At 46.4% G+C, this 18,059-nt stretch carries 18 protein-coding genes; 10 read left to right on the top strand and 8 right to left on the bottom strand.

Annotated elements, in window-relative coordinates:
- Positions 1-14: 14 nt before the first annotated feature.
- The 3 genes from SG35_RS22060 to SG35_RS22050 all read right to left on the bottom strand — a co-directional run bounded on the left by SG35_RS22060 (position 15) and on the right by SG35_RS22050 (position 2,655).
- Positions 15-509 carry a DUF6795 domain-containing protein gene (locus SG35_RS22060; RefSeq protein WP_053043050.1) on the bottom strand — a complete coding sequence of 165 codons (495 nt, stop codon included), beginning with the start codon at positions 507-509 and terminating at the stop codon, positions 15-17.
- Between the two features lie 470 nt (positions 510-979).
- Positions 980-1,906 (bottom strand): electron transfer flavoprotein subunit alpha/FixB family protein, encoded by a 927-nt coding sequence (locus SG35_RS22055; RefSeq protein ID WP_044832962.1) that lies wholly within the window; start codon positions 1,904-1,906, stop codon positions 980-982.
- Positions 1,903-2,655, bottom strand: coding sequence for an electron transfer flavoprotein subunit beta/FixA family protein (locus SG35_RS22050; protein WP_044832998.1), 753 nt, complete (start codon positions 2,653-2,655; stop codon positions 1,903-1,905). The genes SG35_RS22055 and SG35_RS22050 overlap by 4 nt, the downstream gene beginning before the upstream one ends.
- 295 nt (positions 2,656-2,950) lie before the next feature.
- Here SG35_RS22050 and SG35_RS22045 point away from each other — a divergent pair, with 295 nt between their 5' ends.
- Both SG35_RS22045 and SG35_RS22040 read left to right on the top strand, forming a co-directional pair.
- Positions 2,951-4,600, top strand: coding sequence for an electron transfer flavoprotein-ubiquinone oxidoreductase (locus tag SG35_RS22045; protein WP_044832963.1), 1,650 nt, complete (start codon positions 2,951-2,953; stop codon positions 4,598-4,600).
- Positions 4,601-5,107: 507 nt separating this feature from the next.
- Positions 5,108-6,277, top strand: a complete 1,170-nt coding sequence (locus SG35_RS22040) for a DUF3103 family protein (protein WP_044832964.1) — start codon at positions 5,108-5,110, stop codon at positions 6,275-6,277.
- A 125-nt stretch (positions 6,278-6,402) separates the two neighbouring features.
- Here the strand turns inward: SG35_RS22040 and SG35_RS22035 are convergent, their stop codons facing one another.
- From SG35_RS22035 to SG35_RS22020, 4 genes are all read right to left on the bottom strand, one after another.
- On the bottom strand, positions 6,403-7,227 hold the full coding sequence (locus SG35_RS22035; RefSeq protein WP_044832965.1) for a DUF2884 family protein: 825 nt from the start codon (positions 7,225-7,227) through the stop codon (positions 6,403-6,405).
- 41 nt (positions 7,228-7,268) lie between these two features.
- Positions 7,269-8,957, bottom strand: a complete 1,689-nt coding sequence (locus SG35_RS22030; protein WP_044832966.1) for a DUF342 domain-containing protein — start codon at positions 8,955-8,957, stop codon at positions 7,269-7,271.
- Positions 8,958-9,011: 54 nt separating this feature from the next.
- Positions 9,012-9,338 carry a hypothetical protein gene (locus tag SG35_RS22025; RefSeq protein ID WP_044832967.1) on the bottom strand — a complete coding sequence of 109 codons (327 nt, stop codon included), beginning with the start codon at positions 9,336-9,338 and terminating at the stop codon, positions 9,012-9,014.
- 334 nt (positions 9,339-9,672) lie between these two features.
- A complete protein-coding gene (locus SG35_RS22020) occupies positions 9,673-10,965 on the bottom strand; it encodes a CinA family nicotinamide mononucleotide deamidase-related protein (protein ID WP_044832968.1) in 1,293 nt (430 codons plus the stop codon).
- A gap of 150 nt (positions 10,966-11,115) precedes the next feature.
- Here SG35_RS22020 and SG35_RS22015 point away from each other — a divergent pair, with 150 nt between their 5' ends.
- From SG35_RS22015 to dapA, 5 genes are all read left to right on the top strand, one after another.
- The gene (locus SG35_RS22015) at positions 11,116-11,883 is read left to right on the top strand and encodes a DUF4097 family beta strand repeat-containing protein (RefSeq protein WP_044832969.1); all 768 of its coding nucleotides are present in this window, start codon (positions 11,116-11,118) and stop codon (positions 11,881-11,883) included.
- 216 nt (positions 11,884-12,099) lie between these two features.
- Positions 12,100-12,759, top strand: coding sequence for an alpha/beta hydrolase (locus tag SG35_RS22010; RefSeq protein WP_044832970.1), 660 nt, complete (start codon positions 12,100-12,102; stop codon positions 12,757-12,759).
- Positions 12,760-13,090: 331 nt separating this feature from the next.
- Positions 13,091-13,885 (top strand): myosin/kinesin family protein, encoded by a 795-nt coding sequence (locus SG35_RS22005; RefSeq protein WP_044832971.1) that lies wholly within the window; start codon positions 13,091-13,093, stop codon positions 13,883-13,885.
- Positions 13,882-14,262 carry a hypothetical protein gene (locus SG35_RS22000; protein WP_044832972.1) on the top strand — a complete coding sequence of 127 codons (381 nt, stop codon included), beginning with the start codon at positions 13,882-13,884 and terminating at the stop codon, positions 14,260-14,262. The genes SG35_RS22005 and SG35_RS22000 overlap by 4 nt, the downstream gene beginning before the upstream one ends.
- Positions 14,263-14,339: 77 nt before the next feature.
- Positions 14,340-15,248, top strand: a complete 909-nt coding sequence (gene dapA / locus SG35_RS21995) for a 4-hydroxy-tetrahydrodipicolinate synthase (RefSeq protein ID WP_420794545.1) — start codon at positions 14,340-14,342, stop codon at positions 15,246-15,248.
- Positions 15,249-15,518: 270 nt separating this feature from the next.
- Here dapA and SG35_RS21990 read toward each other — a convergent pair whose 3' ends face one another.
- Positions 15,519-16,391, bottom strand: coding sequence for an RluA family pseudouridine synthase (locus tag SG35_RS21990; protein WP_274055230.1), 873 nt, complete (start codon positions 16,389-16,391; stop codon positions 15,519-15,521).
- 227 nt (positions 16,392-16,618) lie between these two features.
- Here SG35_RS21990 and SG35_RS21985 point away from each other — a divergent pair, with 227 nt between their 5' ends.
- The 3 genes from SG35_RS21985 to SG35_RS21975 are packed head-to-tail and all read left to right on the top strand — an operon-like array spanning position 16,619 to position 17,850.
- Positions 16,619-16,966, top strand: coding sequence for a ribonuclease E inhibitor RraB (locus SG35_RS21985; protein WP_044832975.1), 348 nt, complete (start codon positions 16,619-16,621; stop codon positions 16,964-16,966).
- A 2-nt stretch (positions 16,967-16,968) separates the two neighbouring features.
- Positions 16,969-17,187: a hypothetical protein gene (locus SG35_RS21980; protein WP_044832976.1), complete on the top strand. Its 219-nt coding sequence runs from the start codon at positions 16,969-16,971 to the stop codon at positions 17,185-17,187.
- Positions 17,188-17,223: 36 nt separating this feature from the next.
- Positions 17,224-17,850, top strand: coding sequence for an acyl carrier protein phosphodiesterase (locus tag SG35_RS21975; RefSeq protein ID WP_044832977.1), 627 nt, complete (start codon positions 17,224-17,226; stop codon positions 17,848-17,850).
- The last annotated feature ends 209 nt before the right edge of the window (positions 17,851-18,059 follow it).

The following is an 18,059-nucleotide window of genomic DNA, read 5'->3' as shown; positions in this document are numbered from 1 at the left end:
TGCTTAAGCGCACATCAGGTTATTTCATCATAAGAAGTAATCAGTTCATTATTATAATAGGTTGAGATCAGCTCTCCTTGCCAATGGCATATGGAACCTACGACCTGCCGTGGCAGGCCGCCATAATCCGTGGCATCAATAAGATGTTTTACTTTTTTATTTTGTAAGTCGGCATTGAGCTGTAGTAACAAATCAGAGAGTGGTTGGATTGGGTCCCAGCTCTTACTGGTTGACCAGAGAAAATAATAGTCGTCACCCTGAATATCCTTTATATTTTTTTCAATATAAATGGATTGTAAAACCGGCATATTCTGGCCGAAGATATCACCTGGCATCCGTGATTTAATAACTTTCCTCTCAAATGAAAATCTGCCATCAGTATCGGTTATTGCGTATTCTGTCTGTTCTTTGCCTTTTTCGTAGCCTTCATAAATAAGTTTACGAGTTACCCGTACTCCTGCCACTGCCTGGCCTTTATCAGTAACTCGGCCGAGTACCTGAGGGGACATTTCTACCTCGTATCGCTTAAATAGACCGAACATGGCTTTGGGCTCTATAAAAAAGTAGTATTAAATAATACAGCATAATGCAGGTAAGCTCTTGAAATCTTATCTGTAAGAAGTTTTTTAATGTTGGGAAGTTGTTCATCCTGAACAAAGTAATTTCCTAATTGATGTTAGTGTGCCTTAAATAAAAAGAGTATGGGCAGGCAGATCTATTTTATCAATGAGTTATAGATAAAAGTTGCCGAATGATTATGTGTTTGATTGCCGTTGAGCCTCAGTGCTTGTAATACTACAACCTTGGTCAAACAGCCACAAAGTTAGTTTGAATCTCTCAGCTATCAGTGACATACACTTGAGGAAATTACCCTATTTTTGTTTTTTTGAAATCAGCAAGCTTTTAAAAGCATAAAGCTACAGAGGTAAAAGAAAAGCCACCGCAAGGGTGGCTTTTTTACTTGAGAGATAAGATAAACTTACAGTTTACCTTCCAGCTCAGGCAAAGTTTCGAATAAATCAGCTACTAAACCGTAGTCGGCTACCTGGAAGATAGGCGCTTCAGGGTCTTTGTTGATGGCAACGATAACTTTAGAGTCTTTCATCCCGGCTAAATGCTGGATGGCACCACTGATACCCACGGCGATGTAAAGGTCAGGGGCAACGATTTTACCCGTTTGACCAACCTGCATATCGTTTGGTACGAAACCGGCGTCAACCGCAGCACGTGATGCACCGATAGCAGCGCCCAGCTTGTCGGCAATACCTTCAAGTAACTTGAAGTTGTCGCCGTTTTGCATACCACGTCCACCAGAAATAACCACACTGGCAGCACCTAAGTCAGGGCGCTCGGAAACGGTTAGTTCATCGCTGACATGACTTGAAGTACCGGCGTCGGTTGCCTTATCTAAAGCAACGATTTCGGCATTGCCGTCGGTTGCTACCGCGTCAAAACCTGTGGCACGTACTGTAATCACTTTTTTGCTGTCCAGGCTTTGTACCGTGGCAATTGCGTTACCGGCATAAATAGGGCGTACAAAAGTATCGGCGCTCTCTACGGCGATGATGTCTGAGATTTGCGTAACATCTAACAGCGCGGCAACACGTGGCATAAAGTTTTTGCCTGTGGTTAGCGCAGTGGCAACGATATGGTCATAATCGGCAGCTAATTCTGTTACCAGTAAGCTGACATTTTCTGCCAGTTGGTGCTCGTAAGCGGCGTTGTCGGCCACTAATACTTTAGCAACACCGTTCACCTTGGCGGCTTCTTCAGCAACGCCCTGACAGTTGCTACCGGCAACTAACAGGTGGATATCGCCACCCATGGCTTGAGCGGCGGCAACCGTTTTCAGGGTCTCGGCTTTTAATGTTTGATTGTCGTGTTCGGCAAATACTAAAATATTCATGAGATCACCTTGGCTTCATTTTTTAACTTTTCAACTAACTCATCTACGCTTTCAACCACGATACCCGCCTGGCGCTCGGCCGGAGGCGTTACTTTCAGTAAGCTGGTGCGCGGGCTTAAATCGATACCAAAGTCGGCGGCAGGTTTTACATCCAGCGGCTTACGTTTGGCTTTCATGATGTTAGGCAGTGAAGCGTAACGAGGTTCGTTTAAGCGCAGGTCGGTGGTGACGATAGCCGGCAGGTTAAGGGCTACGGTTTGCAGGCCGCCGTCGATTTCACGGGTCACCTTGACTTTATCGCCGTCAACTTTCACTTCAGAGGCAAAAGTACCTTGAGGCATGTTGGTTAATGCCGCCAGCATTTGACCGGTTTGGTTGTTATCGCTGTCGATAGCTTGCTTACCTAAGATCACCAGCTGCGGCGCTTCTTCTTCAACCACTTTCTGCAGCAGTTTGGCAACATTTAACGAATCAAGTTGCTGGTCGGTTTCGATTTGAATCGCGCGGTCGGCGCCCAGGGCTAATGCGGTACGCAGCTGCTCCTGGCTGGACTTGTCACCGATAGTGACGGCCAGGATCTCTGTCGCTACACCGGCTTCTTTTAAGCGAACGGCTTCTTCTACGGCAATTTCACAAAACGGGTTGATCGCCATTTTTACATTAGCGAGATCAACATTTGAATTGTCTGATTTAACGCGAACCTTGACGTTATAGTCAATGACACGTTTGATCGGTACTAATACTTTCATCATAGCCTCTGATTGTGCTTGTTGGTTTTTAACTGTTAAAATTGAGGCGAATTGCCAAATTTCAACTTATATAATTTGAGTAATAGCTCGAAAGACTACTCACTGATTACGTGTACGTCAACGTAATCTTGGTGAAAACTTTCACTCGTGTTGAGCGAAAACAACAATTGCAGATAATTTCTCTGCATCGGGATAGTATTTCAGCGTAAAATATCTATATAATGAGGCATATTATCAAACAAGCGTTTGAATTTGTATACCGGATAAACAAAAATCAGAAAAAAGGGGGGATATAATGGAACGCGAATCGATGGAATTTGACGTTGTCATCGTAGGTGCAGGTCCGTCAGGACTGGCGACGGCATGCCGTTTAGCACAGATGGCACAGGAAAAAGAACAAGAGTTAATGATCTGCGTGGTCGAGAAAGGCTCGGAAGTTGGCGCACATATTCTCTCAGGCGCCGTATTCGAACCCCGTGCTATGGATGAGCTTTTCCCCGACTGGAAAGAAAAAGGTGCGCCGCTTAATACCCCGGTCACCGGTGATGACATTTATTTATTGAACAGCGAAAGCAACGGCATCAAGCTGCCGGGTTTTGCGCCGCCTAAAACCATGCATAATGAAGGCAACTATATTGTCAGCATGGGTAATATCTGCCGCTGGCTGGCAGAGCAGGCAGAACAACTGGGCGTTGAAATTTTCCCCGGCTTCCCGGCCCAGGAAGTGTTGTATAACGAAGACGGCAGTGTCGGCGGCGTTATTACCGGCGATATGGGCTTAGATGTCGACGGTAACCCGAAAGACTCTTATATGCCGGGTATGGAGCTTAAGGCGAAATACACGGTCTTTGCCGAAGGTTGTCGCGGCCATTTAGGTAAAGAGCTTACCGCTAAGTTTAACCTTAGCGACGGCAAGTCTCCTCAGCATTACGGGATCGGTTTTAAGGAAATCTGGGATATCGACCCACAAAAACATCAGCCGGGTTTAGTGGTACACACCGCAGGCTGGCCGCTGGATAAAGAAACCGGCGGTGGCGGATATCTTTACCATGCAGAAAACAACCAGGTGTTTGTCGGTATTATTATCGATTTAAATTACAAGAACCCGCATTTAAGTCCGTTTGATGAATTCCAGCGTTATAAACATCATCCGAAAATCAGCCAGTATCTGGAAGGGGGCAAACGTGTGTCTTACGGTGCCCGTGCCATTGCTAAAGGCGGTTTAAATTCTTTGGTGAAAATGACTATGCCCGGCGCCGTGATGGTCGGCTGTGACGCCGGTACCTTGAACTTTGCCAAGATCAAAGGTAACCATACCGCGATGAAGTCCGGCATGATAGCGGCGGAAACCATTTTTGCCGCCCTGGCCGGCGGCGATGAAGGCGGTAAAGATCTGGTCGCCTATGAAGAGAGCTTTAAGAATTCCTGGGTGTATGAAGAGTTATACAGCACACGTAACTTCGGCCCGGCGATGCATAAGTTCGGTACTTTCTGGGGCGGCGTGTTTAATACCGTCGATCAGAATTTCTTTAACGGTAAGTTGCCGGTGAACTTCAAGGACGAGTCTCTGGATCATGACCAGTTAAAACTGGCTTCTGAGTCTCCGGTGATCAATTATCCGAAGCCGGACAACAAGCTCAGCTTTGATAAGCTTTCTTCGGTGTTTTTATCCAATACCAACCATGAAGAAGAGCAGCCGTGTCACTTGAAACTGGCGGATAAAGATATTCCTATCAAGGTGAACCTGCAGAAATATGGCGAGCCGGCGCAGCTTTATTGTCCTGCCGGTGTCTATGAAGTGGAGAAAACAGAAGAGGGAGATAAGTTTATTATCAATGCTCAAAACTGTATCCACTGTAAGACCTGCGATATTAAAGATCCCAGCCAGAATATTACCTGGGTAACACCTGAAGGTACCGGCGGACCGAATTACCCGAATATGTAATTCCGTAGCCTAACTGCCCATCAAACAAAAAGCTCCTGAAATACCATCAGGAGCTTTTTTTATACAGGGAGTATTTCGGCCTGCTTTGAAGTAGGAAGGGCTCCCGGCGTAAGCTGAGTACTTGCATCCTGTAAGCGATCCTGTGGTGTTATGGAAGACAAAAAGCAGGGTTATGCAGGGATGTTTTTCAGCATGCTTTCTATAAGCTATCCGGTGATGATGCCACAGTCATTTGCATGGCTAAATGAAGTTTTTCTTTTCTGAAAATGTTATCAACTTGTATTTACAAAGCTGCTTCCTCTGGTTAACCAGTTAATGCGTTTGCTGATATTTCCATCAGATAGCGTCAAATTTCAGCCTTTTTTACGAACTTAATCGAAAAAAAACGACATTTTAGGAGAAAAAAGCGACAACTTTAGTTACGGCTTGTTTACAAATCGGACCTGCTGTGATGATATGCAGATTCAAGGATATCTTGAAGTAATACTCTAAAAGGATAAGAGAAAAATGAAAAAACTACCCACATCTTTAATGTTATTGCTATCAATGACGGCATTTGCCGGACAGGCCAGCACTATCACTCCAGCAGAAGCAAAGCCGGTTTCATCACAGGTAAAAATCAAGGCTAATCTAACCACAAGCAAACGCTTGATGGCACAGGATATTAGCCGTCAGTACAGCAAGATCTCATCGTTGCTGCACAGTGAAATCACCCAATACAACCTGAAAGTCAATGTTGATAACCTGCTTAATGCCAATGTTATGGATACCAAGCAGTTACAACAGGCTGATTTATCCATTAAGTCGGCGAAAGGTTTAGAGTCGGTTACTGAATCTCTGGTTGAATTGCGCCTGGCGCATGAATCCATGCTGGCGGCCTGGCAGGCGGGTGAATCCCCGTTGTTTGCTTTTGCGCCCGAAGGCAATGACAGCCAATGGGATTATATTGAAGCCTATGATGTTGACGGCAACATTCAATTGTTAGATGCCTATGAGATGCCTGAGCGTCCGGTATTTGTTGTTGGCGTCGACGGTCAGCGTTCATTAAAAGAAGGTCTGCAGGTGATGCGTTCGGTATTTGCCGGCGAGGGCCAGGTGAGTAAAGCTGCATTGCGCTCGGTATCGGCTAACGCCAGCATCATGGCCGACGATGACAGTTTATCGACCACAGTGATCAAAAAGATCCGTTTAAATGATGATCAGGAGCCCTGGATTTCCGGCGATGCCGAAATTTATGGCATAGTCAACGGCGTGGATCCGTCAAGAGATGAGCCTTACCTGGATATCGTCGATATGCCTTATCTGGATAACGACGGCACCACATACTCCCCGAACCAGATTGCTATTTACTGGGACAGATATCGCTGGAGTGCCGCGGATATGATCCTGATGGAGCATGATGACGGTACTAATTATAAAGAGCTGGCAACGGCCTTGTTGGAAGCAGCAACGGCGATTATGCGTTTAATCCCGGATCCGGCGGTTCAGGGATATGCCATTATTCCTCAGATCACCAACGGTATCATCAGTGCTATGCCGGATGCCTGGTTCACCAATGATGATGATTATGTTGATGTTTACTACACCTTGTTTGAAGGTCGTACGTATAATGATCATATGGGCGCCGGCGGTAATGCCAAGACGTCTTTTGAGCCACTGGAAATTCCCTCTCGTTAATCCTTTGGCTTAACGTTTAGTGTGGTTTTATTTCTTTAAACCCCTGTTATCGCTTGATACCAGGGGTTTTTAATGGAGTATTTTCGAAGGGGAGTTTGCTGATAGACCCGGAGTGGTTTTTGTTATCAACTTTTTGTATCTATCAGGGCAAACTGGCTAAGCTGGGGGATTTGCTGTTTTAGCTCCTGCTCTATTTTATTAAGTTTGATTAATCCCTGGCAAAATTGTGCGGTCTTTTCATCCAGGATACTGGCATGATGTCCCATTTCCTGCTTAAGCTCTTGAGAGAAGGGGGCCAGGTGCTTGTCCAGGCTTGTTATTTTGAGCTCCGAGCTTGAGGTTGGCCTTTGCTCGCTTTTGCCGTTATTGTTTGCGCCGGGAAGCCCTTGATCTTTGCTGTTGATCACTTGTTCGACCTGGTGTAACAGGTTGCCTACCGAAGCGGAGATCACTTGTTCGAGTTCAACTTCAAAATCGCCGGTAAATAAATCGTCAAAATTGTCGAAGTCTTGCGGGGCGATAAAATAATTTTGCTCGCTGTGGTTAAACCTTTTATGCAGGCGTATCTCGACTTCCCTGAACTTTTTCTGAATTTTTTGATGGGCAGCGCTGTTTTCCCCGGTTAAGCCGGCGATGACCTTATTGACCGCTTTAAGCCCCAATTCCAGGCCGTTGATGGCAATGGAGACGATTTCCGGGACCTGCTTGCGGATCCCCGAGCTATATTGCCCCAACAGGGCCTGCTGTTGTTCGCTTAGCTGAACTTCCCGGCCGCCGATAAACAGCTGCCGGGGCGTGTTGATTTGCAAAATGGTGCGGTCATGATCAAGCACGCGGATATGCTTGGGGTTGATCACGATACCATGGTTGATATTGATATTACATGGCGCGGCATTCGCCGCGGCACATGAGAAAGCGGTAAGGATAAAGCCAAAGGTAAGGCACTTCATTTTATCTTGCCTGTTGATTGTTGATGTCAGCGAGCGGCTTGTTAACTATGCACAATCGGCTCGATATGAATTTTTCTATCTTTAAACAACATCTTGCTTGGACCATATTCCCGTTTGCTGCGGTCGCTGAAATCACCTATGGTCAGTTCTACGCCATGATAAAGCTTTTCGGTGGCTTCGACATAGACCTTGGCCATATAGTCCTGAATTGCCTGCTCTAAGGTTTGCTTTTCCTGCAGCAGTTCTCCCATACGTTTGGCATGGAACTGATAAGTGGCAACGACTTTGGTCAACATTTCAGGATTGGCCTTATCTTTGGGTAAGGCTTTTAATTTCGTGGTGGCAGACTTTAATTCATTGGTTTTATCCGAATCATTTTTTAAACGGGTTTCAATATCATCAAGCTGCTCTCTTAATGTGTTAAGTTTTCTTTCGAAATGGACCAGGGTATTGCTGCCCGCCGTAGCGCCGACTATGCCTGCATGTACTGAGCTCACGGCCTTAATAAAGCCGCCGATTAATTTGCCGTCGGCTTTTTCTTCATTGCCGACCCAGAGCTTGCCGCCGGTATCGACAATGGAATGCATCAGTTGATTTTCAATGCGGACATCGCCATCGCAGTAAATTTCCGCATATTGGCAATGCTTGGCGTAAATATTCCCTTTGGCGTTGATATTGACGCTCATTTGTACTTCGGTCACCTGCCGGGTTTCCAGATCTTGCTTGCGTCCTATGATACCGCCGGAAATGGTGATGTCGCCGCCGGCTTTTAAAATAGCCGATTCGACAAAGCCGCCTACGGTGATATCGCCGGTTGCCGTGACCTTCATGCCTTCACTGACATCGCCGTCGATAATGACACTGCCTTCAAAAATGATATGGCCGGTGCTGACATCGACATTTTTAATTTTATAGACTTCATCAACCTCCATGCCGTTTTCAATCACCTTGGGCAGGCCGACTTTTTTGGAGATCAGGATATTGCCATTTTTAGGGCTCAGCTCGGTGCCTTCACCGCACTTCATTTCGATATCATTGCCCGGGGTCGGCTCTAGCGGCTCGGCGGTAACTTTATAACCGCGTTTACCCTGAGACAGGGGAACTTTTTGCACTAGCGGATCGCCGATTTTGACACAAATAATATCTCCTAAATCCCGCATGTCGACGCTGCCGTCTTCGCGTTTTTTCGGTTTTAAAATACGGGCCTGGGCACTTTGCACCAGATGTTTGATTCTCGCGTCCTGGCCGTTGATGGGCATTTTCCCCAGGGCTATCTGGCTGGAAACCACAGTGCCCGCCGGTTCTTTGGCTGCTTTTTGCGCCAGGGCAACCAGCTCTTCCTTGATAAAACCTTTTTTCACGCCGGACTCTTGTGCGGCATTGAGGATGGCTTTGGCGGACAAGTGTTTACCGCCAAGGGCTGTGGTGATTTCGGCGGTTGCCGTCATTGCGTCACTGTCTACAGTGACCGTTACGCTGGCATTGCGCCGCTCCAGGATCTGGTAACGAACTTCTCTGCCGGTTTTTCCCGCTTGTAAAGGTTTTAAAACATCGTTGAGCTCGGCAACGGCATTTTTAATGTTGGCTTTTTGTACATGAAGATCTGTGTACTGCGAGGCGGCGACTAATTCTAATATGCCGGCTTCGGTAATTGCATCCCCACCTTTGATCGGCTCTAATACCAGGTCGATATTCTCTTTGGCGTTACTGACTAAACTGGCCTTGCTCATGGGGTTAAACTCCGAAACTACTTTTTATTGTTATTATTGGCATTAGTTTATTGGTTAAATATAGTTGTCCTGATGAATACGGATGAAGTTCTTGGTACCGGCTTTAGAATAATCGATTTTATATTCTTTATTGTCCAGCGCCTGGACGAACACCAGGGTTTTTTCTTCACCAAAGACTTCGATGGAAGCCAGGTCAATTACTTCCTGGTAGGCTTTTTTCGCTTCAGAGCGTTTACCCGGTACCGGGCCTTTGTAGATGCCTATGCCCCTGTGGCTGACAATCACAACCTCATGGTCACCATTGACTATTAATAAGTCAAACTTTCTAATTTTATGAATTAAGGTGTTGCGACCACTGGTGATGAAATTTTTATCAATCAAAATATTCCCCTAGTTATACTGTTTGCCTGGCTGACGCTTAACTGCATAATAATACGTGCCAGCGAACTATTTCTTATGCTTTAACCCTTCGAGCTATTTATCCCTCGAATTATTACCCTAATATCGGGCTTAAGTAAAGCAAGCTCGCCAGTTTGCTATCAGATAAAGCTTTTACTCTGTAATCAATGTGTAAATATTAATCTTAATTCCGGATCTGTTCAATCATCTTATACAGATATAATAATCTGATTTGTGAAGCATTATATCCGGGATGATACAAGAGGTTCACATCAGATTCTTTGATTTATAATATTAGTTGAATTTTTTTTATTTTTTATTTAAAACTCCTTTCAATCAAGTAATTAGCTGGATCGTTGCAATCATTGAGCGATCGTCTGATCAAATCCAGGCCAATGGCTGCAACATAACGCTGAAAAGCAAGCCGGGTGCCGGGGATTAAAAAGCAATGGCATTTAAGGTCAGTTTTACTTCCCCAGGCCAGCCAGACTGTACCTACCGGCTTTTCTTTGCTGCCGCCTCCCGGGCCTGCGACACCGGAAACCGCGATCACATAGTCTGCCGCCGACCTCTCCAGCGCACCTTCGGCCATGGCCTGTATGGTTTCCCGGCTAACGGCGCCGTGGTTTGCCAAAATCCGGGGATCTACCCCCAGCATCTGGCTTTTCATGTCATTGGAGTAGGTGACAAAGCCGGCCTCAAAGGCTTGGGAAGAGCCGGGGACTTGCGTGAGCAAGCTGGCAATCAGGCCGCCGGTGCAAGACTCGGCCGTGGCAAGGGTTTGTCCTTTTTCTGTTAGGCGATCAAGGACGTGTTGCGCCAAACTTTTTGGCGGGCCATTTATTTCTGCCACAATATGGTTCCCTAACAGGGCCTTAAGTTTTGTTATACATTGCGCTTTTTCAGCATCGGCGGCGGATGAACGGGTGGTTAACTTCAGCTCCAGCAAGGGATCGCCGGCCCTAAAGCCCAGTTCAACATCATCGGGCCAGGGGGCAAGCTCGTCGTGGATAAGTTGCTGCAGTTTAGACTCGCCGAGGCCAAAGATCTGAAACTTAGTGATCTGTGTTTTATCTTGCCCGGTTGTTTTTTCAGCAAAATCCGGGAGGATTTGTTGCTCTAACATGACTTTTAACTCAGCAGGCACACCCGGGGTGCAATAAATTTCACAGTTGTTGTGCCTGACTTTAAAACCGACGGCGCTGCCGATGCGGTTGGCGATAATGTCACAGCCTTGGGGTAATAATGCCTGCTTTAAATTGGCCGGGTTCAGTATTGTATCTCTTTGCTGACACCAGGAAACCAGATGTTGATAGGCCTGTTGGTGTTGTGCCAACGGCACATTCATCGCCTGTGCCAGTGCCTGAGCGGTAAAGTCGTCTGTGGTTGGTCCTAAACCGCCATTAATGATCAAGACATCCGCTGCCGTGCTCATTTGGCCGATTTCTGCAACGAGCAGGGATAAGTCGTCGCTGACGGTGACTTTACGTTTGATCTCTATGCCTGTTTCCGCCAATTCCCGGGCGATCATGGCGGAGTTGGTATCAACAACATCCCCGTTTAATAATTCGTTACCGGTGAGCAACAGTTGAACTTTAATTTGTTTCATTGTCTGTCCATTGTTTTAATCAAGAGAAAAGGCGATGGTGCTTCGTCTGGTATTTTATCGGTCGAAAAATTATTTTAAACTGATTTAAACCTTTTTTAATCCCCCTTACATCTAACTGGATAAATATTTTATAAAAGCCAGGGAAATACTATGAATAACCTTATCAGCAAACCACTTTTTGTTGCCAGTTTCGCCGCTCTGATGACATGGCAGGTTAATGCCGATGTTGTCGATGAGATCAATAAATCTTTTACCGTCGGTGATAACAGCAGTTTTCGCCTGGAAAATGTCAACGGCAGCGTAGATATTCAAAGCTGGCAGCAAAAGGTGATCCAGGTAACTGCCATCATCGAAGCCGATGATCAGGACGACAGGGATCGTATCTCTATCGATATGAGCCAAAATGACCGGGGGGTGAGTGTTGAAACCCGCTACGAAAAAACATCGACCTGGGGCAATAATCACAATTCCGGCTCGGTGGATTACCGCATCATGGTGCCCCAGGACGTAGATTTGGCTAAAATTGAGTTGGTAAACGGTTCTTTGACCATAGAAAATGTTATGGGAGAAGTGAATGCCGAGCTGGTCAATGGTTCAATAAAAGCTTCGGGTTTAAGCGCTGATGCCGATATCAGCTCGGTTAATGGCAGTATCAAGGTGAATTACCAGCAGGTGGCGAAAGAGCTGGAGCAGATAAAAATAGAAACGGTTAACGGCAGTATCAAGCTGCACCTGCCGGAAAATATCAGCGCCGCGGTCGATGCCGAAACCATGCATGGCAGCATTAAAAATGACTTTGGTTTGAAGGTGGATAAAAACCTGTTTGCCGGGCGCAATATGCGCGGAGATATCGGCTCGGGTGATGCGCGTATTTCCCTTGACAGCGTGAACGGCAGTATCAAGGTGATGAAAAAATAATACGTCCTGAGTATTACCTGAGTAACAATAGAAGAGGGGAGTGCCGGTTGGCACGCCCCTTTTTTATTGTTTTATCGCATCTCTGGAAACTGTTGTGCCGAGTTCTCTTCAACCAAGATATATGGCGCTTGTTTGGGATATGGATATAATAGCGGCATTTATTATTATAACGAGCAAAAAGACAAGCTTGTTTTCTTGTCTGATTAGGGATGTTTTATGTCATTATTACCTTATATAGAAGTGGCTACCGGGGAAAAACCGGGCGCAAGTGTGATCTGGTTGCACGGTTTGGGCGCCGACGGCCATGATTTTGAACCTATAGTGCCTGAGTTAAAGCTTGCGAAAGAACATGCGGTACGCTTTATATTCCCTCATGCGCCGAAAATTCCCGTTACCATCAATGGCGGCATGGTGATGCCTGCCTGGTACGATATTCTGGATATGAATATCAACCGCAAAGTGGACAGCGAGCAATTACAAGCCTCTGCCGATGCGGTAATTGCCCTGGTGGAGCAGGAGTTGGCGCGGGGTATTCCCAGCGAGCAAATTTTCCTGGCCGGTTTTTCCCAAGGGGGCGCGGTTGCCTATCAGGCGGCGCTGTCCTACGATAAGCCGCTTGGCGGCCTGTTGACTATGTCAACCTATCTGGCAACCGCCGATACCCTGGAGTTACACCCGCAAAATAAAAATACCCCGGTGATGGTTATGCACGGCACGGAAGATCCGGTTGTGCCTGAGCAACTGGGGCTGGCGGCAATTTCCTTTTTGCAAAAGCATGATTATAGCCACCAATATAAAACCTATCGTATGCCCCACAGTGTTTGCGCCGAGCAAATTAGCGATATTTCAAAGTGGTTACAGCCTAAATTAAAATAAAACCTGTTTTGCTTATTTCCCTGGACTGGCTCCGGCAGCCGGCTTAGGGAGAGCCGATATACCCGACATTAAAAGCGGTAGTCAGCTTGGCTCAGCCGTAAGTCTGGGGGGCAGGTAATAGGCCGGGGTAAAACCATCCGGGTTGATATTGGTTGCTGGCTTATGATCTGGCTGTTACTACTCCCGGGTTCCCGGCCTGTGTTATTAGTTTTTCCTGTTTTTTAACGACTGAGCAGAGTTGGCGGGGGAAGTTGAATGAGCTTTTACCTGGGTATATATTACAGGAGGCATGGCGTATCTTGCCCCAGCCATTGGCAACTAAGGATAATCAATGAAAATTAACCGGAGGCAATTGGTTTGTTTGCTCGCTTCCATTATTATTTGTCTTTCCCGGGCTGAGGCAAAGACCTTTATTATCGGCGTTGAGGATGTCAGCTATTATCCCATCTATGACTTCTCTTCTACCAAAAGCCATGGGCCCAGCTTTACTAAAGAGTTGCTCAGTACTTTTTTTGAAAAACACCAGTACACCTACCGTTTTGTTGCCTTGCCGATCAAACGTTTTAATCAGTGGTATATAGATGAAGGCATAGATTTTAAGTTTCCGGATAACGTGCGCTGGCAAAGGGCGGCGGAAAAACACCTGGATATTACTTTTAGCGAACCTGTACTTAGGTTAATGTCCGGGGTTTACATGTTAAAGTCCAGGCTGCCGGTGCAGCGGGATGAGGTGAAATCCCTGGGGACGATCTTAGGTTTTCATCCGACTTTGTGGTTAGATAAAATTAAAGCCAAGCAGGTGATTTTACAGGAAGAATCTTCGCCGTTAAGTCTTGTCAAACATGTCTTGCATGGTAATCTTGATGCCACGAATATCGACGGTAATGTGGTACGTTATAACCTGGGAAGTTTAAAGCGAAGCGGTGAGCTGGTATTGAATAAATCTATCCGGTATGAAAACTATGCCTATCACTTTTCTACGATAAAATATCCAGAAGTGATTGCCCAGTTTAATGCTTTTTTAAAGAGCCATGCTTCCCTGGTAAAGGCGTTAAAGCAAAAGTATCACATTATTGAAGCGATAAAATTAAGCGCCTACAGTGATAAGCAAACGGAGGGACAATGAAATATCACCGAGAGCAACTTTTCGGCCGCTGGTACAATACCGATACCGATGAAAAAGGGATCCAGACCAGTGAATATGCCGAACTGGCCGCCGACGGCAGTTTTGAAATCACTTTTTTAACTTTTGATGACAAGGGGGAGGTCTGTGATAAAGTGGTGGAGCTGGGCGACTGGGGACTGGTGGGGGATATTCATTTTACCATCACCAAAAGCGAATTGATCGCCAAGGAGCTTTATGCCGCAGACTTGGCTGACAGTGGCAACTACCATGCCTATCGGGTGTTGCAGCTGGATAATCAAATCTTTGAGTACCAGCATATCGAAACCAATGAAGTGTATAAACTGCGCCGGGTCGCAGATACGGTCGGCCATTGTTAGCCAGGCCGGTTGCTGATGCTTTGCCTGAGCAAAACCTGAATGATTAACCCATATTAACCAGAAAGTTGAGAGTACGGATGAAGCCTTTAAAAGATGCCAGTTTAATTACCGCGATAAAAACCCCGTTTACCCATAGCGGCGATATCGATCTTCATACTTATGATCTCCTGGTAGAGCAGCAAATAGCGGCCGGTGTCGACGGTATTATTGTTGGCGGCACCACAGGTGAAGGGCATTTATTGAGTTGGGAAGAGCATTTAATGCTGATTGCCCACAGCGCCAACAAGTTTGGTGGGCGGTTATTGATCATAGGCAATACCGGCAGTAACAATACCCGGGAGGCGATCAAGGCGACTGAAAACGGCTTTGCCACCGGCATGGATGCGGCATTGCAAATCAACCCCTATTACGGCAGAACCTCTACCGGCGGCGTGTTGGCGCATTTTTCCCGGGTTTTAGATATAGGACCGGCTTTTATTTATAATGTGCCCGGACGCACCGGACAGGATCTGACGCCTGAAATTATCGAGCCGCTGTCGAAACATCAGCATTTTATCGGGGTTAAGGAATGCGCCGGCAATGAACGTATCCGTTATTATGAGCAGCAGGGTATTGCCTGCTGGTCCGGTAATGATGATGAAAGTTTTGCCGGGCGTCATCAATGTAACTCTCACGGGGTGATTTCGGTTACTTCTAACCTGTTCCCGGGCTTGATGCGCCGTTTGATGGATGATAATGATGCTGAGCTTAATGAACGGCTGCAGCAGACAATGCACTGGCTGTTTTGCGAGCCTAACCCTATTGCCATCAATACCGCATTAATGATGACAGGGGCGGTCTTGCCGGTTTTCCGCCTGCCTTACCAGGCATTATCCCAGGCACAAAGAGAGCAGGGACTGGCCCTGTTATCGGCGTTTGCAAGTGATGAATATGTTGGCGACCAGGCACAGCTTTTAGCGGACAGTGACTTTATTTATCGGGCCTAGCCTTGAGTTTGGTTTTCACTTAATTTTTTAACGGGCCTGAGGTGTAGCACCTCAGGCCTTTTTATATGCAGGAAGCATGGTATAAAGTGGCTTCACGGAAGAAGAAGAACTTTATATGCAGGAAGCATGGTATAAAGTGGCTTCACGGAAGAAGAAGAACTTTATATGCAGGAAGCATGGTATAAAGTGGCTTCACGGATGAAGGATAACTTTATATGCAGGAAGCATGGTATGAGCTGGCTTCATGGACGAAGCAGTCTGCCGGAGCCTTTATTCTGCCAGCTGTTTTGCCGCGGCAGCAAGTTGTGGCCGATATTCCTTCGGTAGTTTAAAGTTTTGTTTTTTGCCGCTTAAAGGGCAGGCGAAGCTTAATGAGACCGCACAAAGCTGTAGATTCAGACTGTCGGGGTAGTGGCGGTTCAAGTCGCCGTGTAATCTGTCAGCCACCACGGGCAAATTTATCGAAGCGGCATGACGGCGGATCTGGTGTTTGCGGCCGCTGTCTATTTTAACATCTACCAGGGATAAATCATGCTGCCGATCATAATTCAGGCAGCTAAAGGTGCTTCTGGCACTTTTACCATCTATCGGCTCAGCGATCACTTGCGGTTGGTCATGTGTGCTGTGATCGCCATGCACTATGATCTGGTAATGTTTTTCCAGGGCATGCTGCTCAAACATGGCGGATAAGGCCCGCGCCGCGGTTTTACTGTGGGCTAGCAAGATTAACCCGGTGGCGGCCTTGTCCAGACGGTGGACAATAAATACCGGGCGCTCCGGCTTAAGGTGGGTTTGCGCCCAGCGGCTTATGGTGCAGTGATCGCTCCATTTGGAGCCCTGAGATAACATGCCGTAGGGCTTATACCAGACGCTGTAATCTTTAAGATCACTGATCAGCCGGGCCGGGGCCACTTCTTGTGCCAGTACCTGGCGGTTATAATAAAAATGTAAAACATCCTGTGCTTTAAGCGGTTTTTTTACCCGGCGTAATCTTTGGGTATGCTTGCCCCGGGTTAGCCACAGAGCGCCTTTATTGATGGCCTGTTTTAATTCGGCAACAGACATCTGGCAATGGTTGCTCAGCAGGGAGATCACCGACTCACTTTCGTTTTCTACATCAATATGTTGCTCTATAATGTCCAATTTGCTCAAATCCTGCTGCTTTTTACTCTCAAGCTTTTATTGTTAAGAAATACTAAGGTGTTTATAACCGCCAGTTATGATAACACTATGCAGGGGCGGCAGGGGCATAAAAAATCTGCGGCCGGACTTTTTAAATAAATTTGTTTAATAAAGCCAGTTTAGGCTGGGTTTTAATAAGTATCGGCGCTACTATAGCTTTATCAGTTAAGCAGTAGAAAGAGTAATGAATGGAACGTGATTTAGAGCTTTATCCCCAAGACAATATCGGCGACGCCCTGTGGCAAATGCTACAGGAAGGCGATGACCTTTCAATTCCGAGAGAAATACAGTTTTCGGTATTATTTGCCAGCGAGCAGCAGGCGCTGAAATATGGTCAGTTATTATTGGAAAATAACCAGAAACTTTCTTTTTGCCCTTATCCCGATGATAAGGACTTTCCCTGGGAAATCACGGCATATCCTGAAGTGGAAGCCAGTTATGAAAATATTGCCGCCTATCAGGAGTTGCTGGAAAACAGCGCTCAACCTTTTCAAGGAAAATATGACGGCTGGTATTGTGTTAAAAAGGGCGGATAGCCATGGCGCTCGATAGCAAGTTATTTTCTCAGCTGCAAAAAAACAGCAGTGATTCTTTTCACCGGCAAAAATCCCTGATCAAAAAAGTGATGGCCGGCAAGAAAAGTATTTGCCCCGTTTGCGGGCAAACAATCGCGTTAGCCCAGGCCAAAGCCGGTGAAAAACTCACCGTAAGCTGTAAAAAGGGCTGTACTGATATTGAACTGGATATCGAGCAATAGCTTTTAGCCCTTAAGCGCTATTGCCGAACTTTTTCCATGAATTACCTCGCTCACCTGTTTTTAGCCCAAGCGGCATCAAGTCGATTGCCACCAGAAAAGCAAGCTTTAACCCTGGTGGGAAATCTGATGGGAGATTTCGTTAAAGGGCGGCAATTTAGCCAATATCCAGCTGAGGTGGTCAGTGGCATATATCAGCACAGGCTTATCGATAAATATACCGACCAGCATCAAGAGGTGATCCGGTTAAAAAGTTTACTGAGTGGGAAAAGAAAACGTTTTTCCGGGATCATTTCCGATATCGTGTTTGATCACTTCCTGGCAAAAGAATTTACCTCATACTCCTCTGAGCCCCTGAACCACTTCAGTAGCGCTTGCTACCGGCAGCTGGCTGAACATATTGAGTTGATGCCGGAAAAAATGCAGTGGATGGTTTCACGCATGATAGCGCATGACTGGCTCTCGGGATATCAGGACTTATCTTCGGTGGGGCCGGCCTTAGACGGTGTCAGCCGGCGGATACGCTTTGATAACCACTTGCTAGGGGCTATTGACGAAGTGCAGGAGCATTATCAGGCTTACCAGCAGGCCTTTGAGGTCTTCTTTCCGCAATTACTTGCCTTTGTTATCCAGACAGAAGATTTCAATCTCCCGGTGCGTGATTGATAAAATTCAGGCCGGTTTTTATTCATAAAGGCGCAGCATTGCCTTTCTTCGGAACATAGGCCCTTGTTCGTCCATGAAGGCGCATTATACCGTTCGTCCTGAACATATGCTCTTGTTCGTCCATGAAGGCGCATTATACCGTTCGTCCTGAACATATGCTTTTGTTCGTCCATGAAGGCGCATTATACCGTTCGTCCTGAACATAAAAA

Origin of the sequence: Thalassomonas actiniarum (assembly GCF_000948975.2) — a bacterium.
GTDB lineage: Bacteria > Pseudomonadota > Gammaproteobacteria > Enterobacterales > Alteromonadaceae > Thalassomonas > Thalassomonas actiniarum.
Note: the sequence above shows the minus strand (reverse complement) of the source record. Positions and strands in the feature narration are given on the sequence as shown.

Excerpts from the sequence above, each read along its gene's own strand:
- SG35_RS22060 (WP_053043050.1), bottom strand. The coding sequence starts at position 509 with ATGTCCCCTCAGGTACTCGGCCGAGTTACTGATAAAGGCCAGGCAGTG.
- SG35_RS22055 (WP_044832962.1), bottom strand. The coding sequence starts at position 1,906 with ATGAATATTTTAGTATTTGCCGAACACGACAATCAAACATTAAAAGCC.
- SG35_RS22050 (WP_044832998.1), bottom strand. The coding sequence starts at position 2,655 with ATGAAAGTATTAGTACCGATCAAACGTGTCATTGACTATAACGTCAAG.
- SG35_RS22045 (WP_044832963.1), top strand. The coding sequence starts at position 2,951 with ATGGAACGCGAATCGATGGAATTTGACGTTGTCATCGTAGGTGCAGGT.
- SG35_RS22040 (WP_044832964.1), top strand. The coding sequence starts at position 5,108 with ATGAAAAAACTACCCACATCTTTAATGTTATTGCTATCAATGACGGCA.
- SG35_RS22035 (WP_044832965.1), bottom strand. The coding sequence starts at position 7,227 with ATGAAGTGCCTTACCTTTGGCTTTATCCTTACCGCTTTCTCATGTGCC.
- SG35_RS22030 (WP_044832966.1), bottom strand. The coding sequence starts at position 8,957 with ATGAGCAAGGCCAGTTTAGTCAGTAACGCCAAAGAGAATATCGACCTG.
- SG35_RS22020 (WP_044832968.1), bottom strand. The coding sequence starts at position 10,965 with ATGAAACAAATTAAAGTTCAACTGTTGCTCACCGGTAACGAATTATTA.
- SG35_RS22015 (WP_044832969.1), top strand. The coding sequence starts at position 11,116 with ATGAATAACCTTATCAGCAAACCACTTTTTGTTGCCAGTTTCGCCGCT.
- SG35_RS22010 (WP_044832970.1), top strand. The coding sequence starts at position 12,100 with ATGTCATTATTACCTTATATAGAAGTGGCTACCGGGGAAAAACCGGGC.
- SG35_RS22005 (WP_044832971.1), top strand. The coding sequence starts at position 13,091 with ATGAAAATTAACCGGAGGCAATTGGTTTGTTTGCTCGCTTCCATTATT.
- SG35_RS22000 (WP_044832972.1), top strand. The coding sequence starts at position 13,882 with ATGAAATATCACCGAGAGCAACTTTTCGGCCGCTGGTACAATACCGAT.
- dapA (WP_420794545.1), top strand. The coding sequence starts at position 14,340 with ATGAAGCCTTTAAAAGATGCCAGTTTAATTACCGCGATAAAAACCCCG.
- SG35_RS21985 (WP_044832975.1), top strand. The coding sequence starts at position 16,619 with ATGGAACGTGATTTAGAGCTTTATCCCCAAGACAATATCGGCGACGCC.
- SG35_RS21980 (WP_044832976.1), top strand. The coding sequence starts at position 16,969 with ATGGCGCTCGATAGCAAGTTATTTTCTCAGCTGCAAAAAAACAGCAGT.
- SG35_RS21975 (WP_044832977.1), top strand. The coding sequence starts at position 17,224 with ATGAATTACCTCGCTCACCTGTTTTTAGCCCAAGCGGCATCAAGTCGA.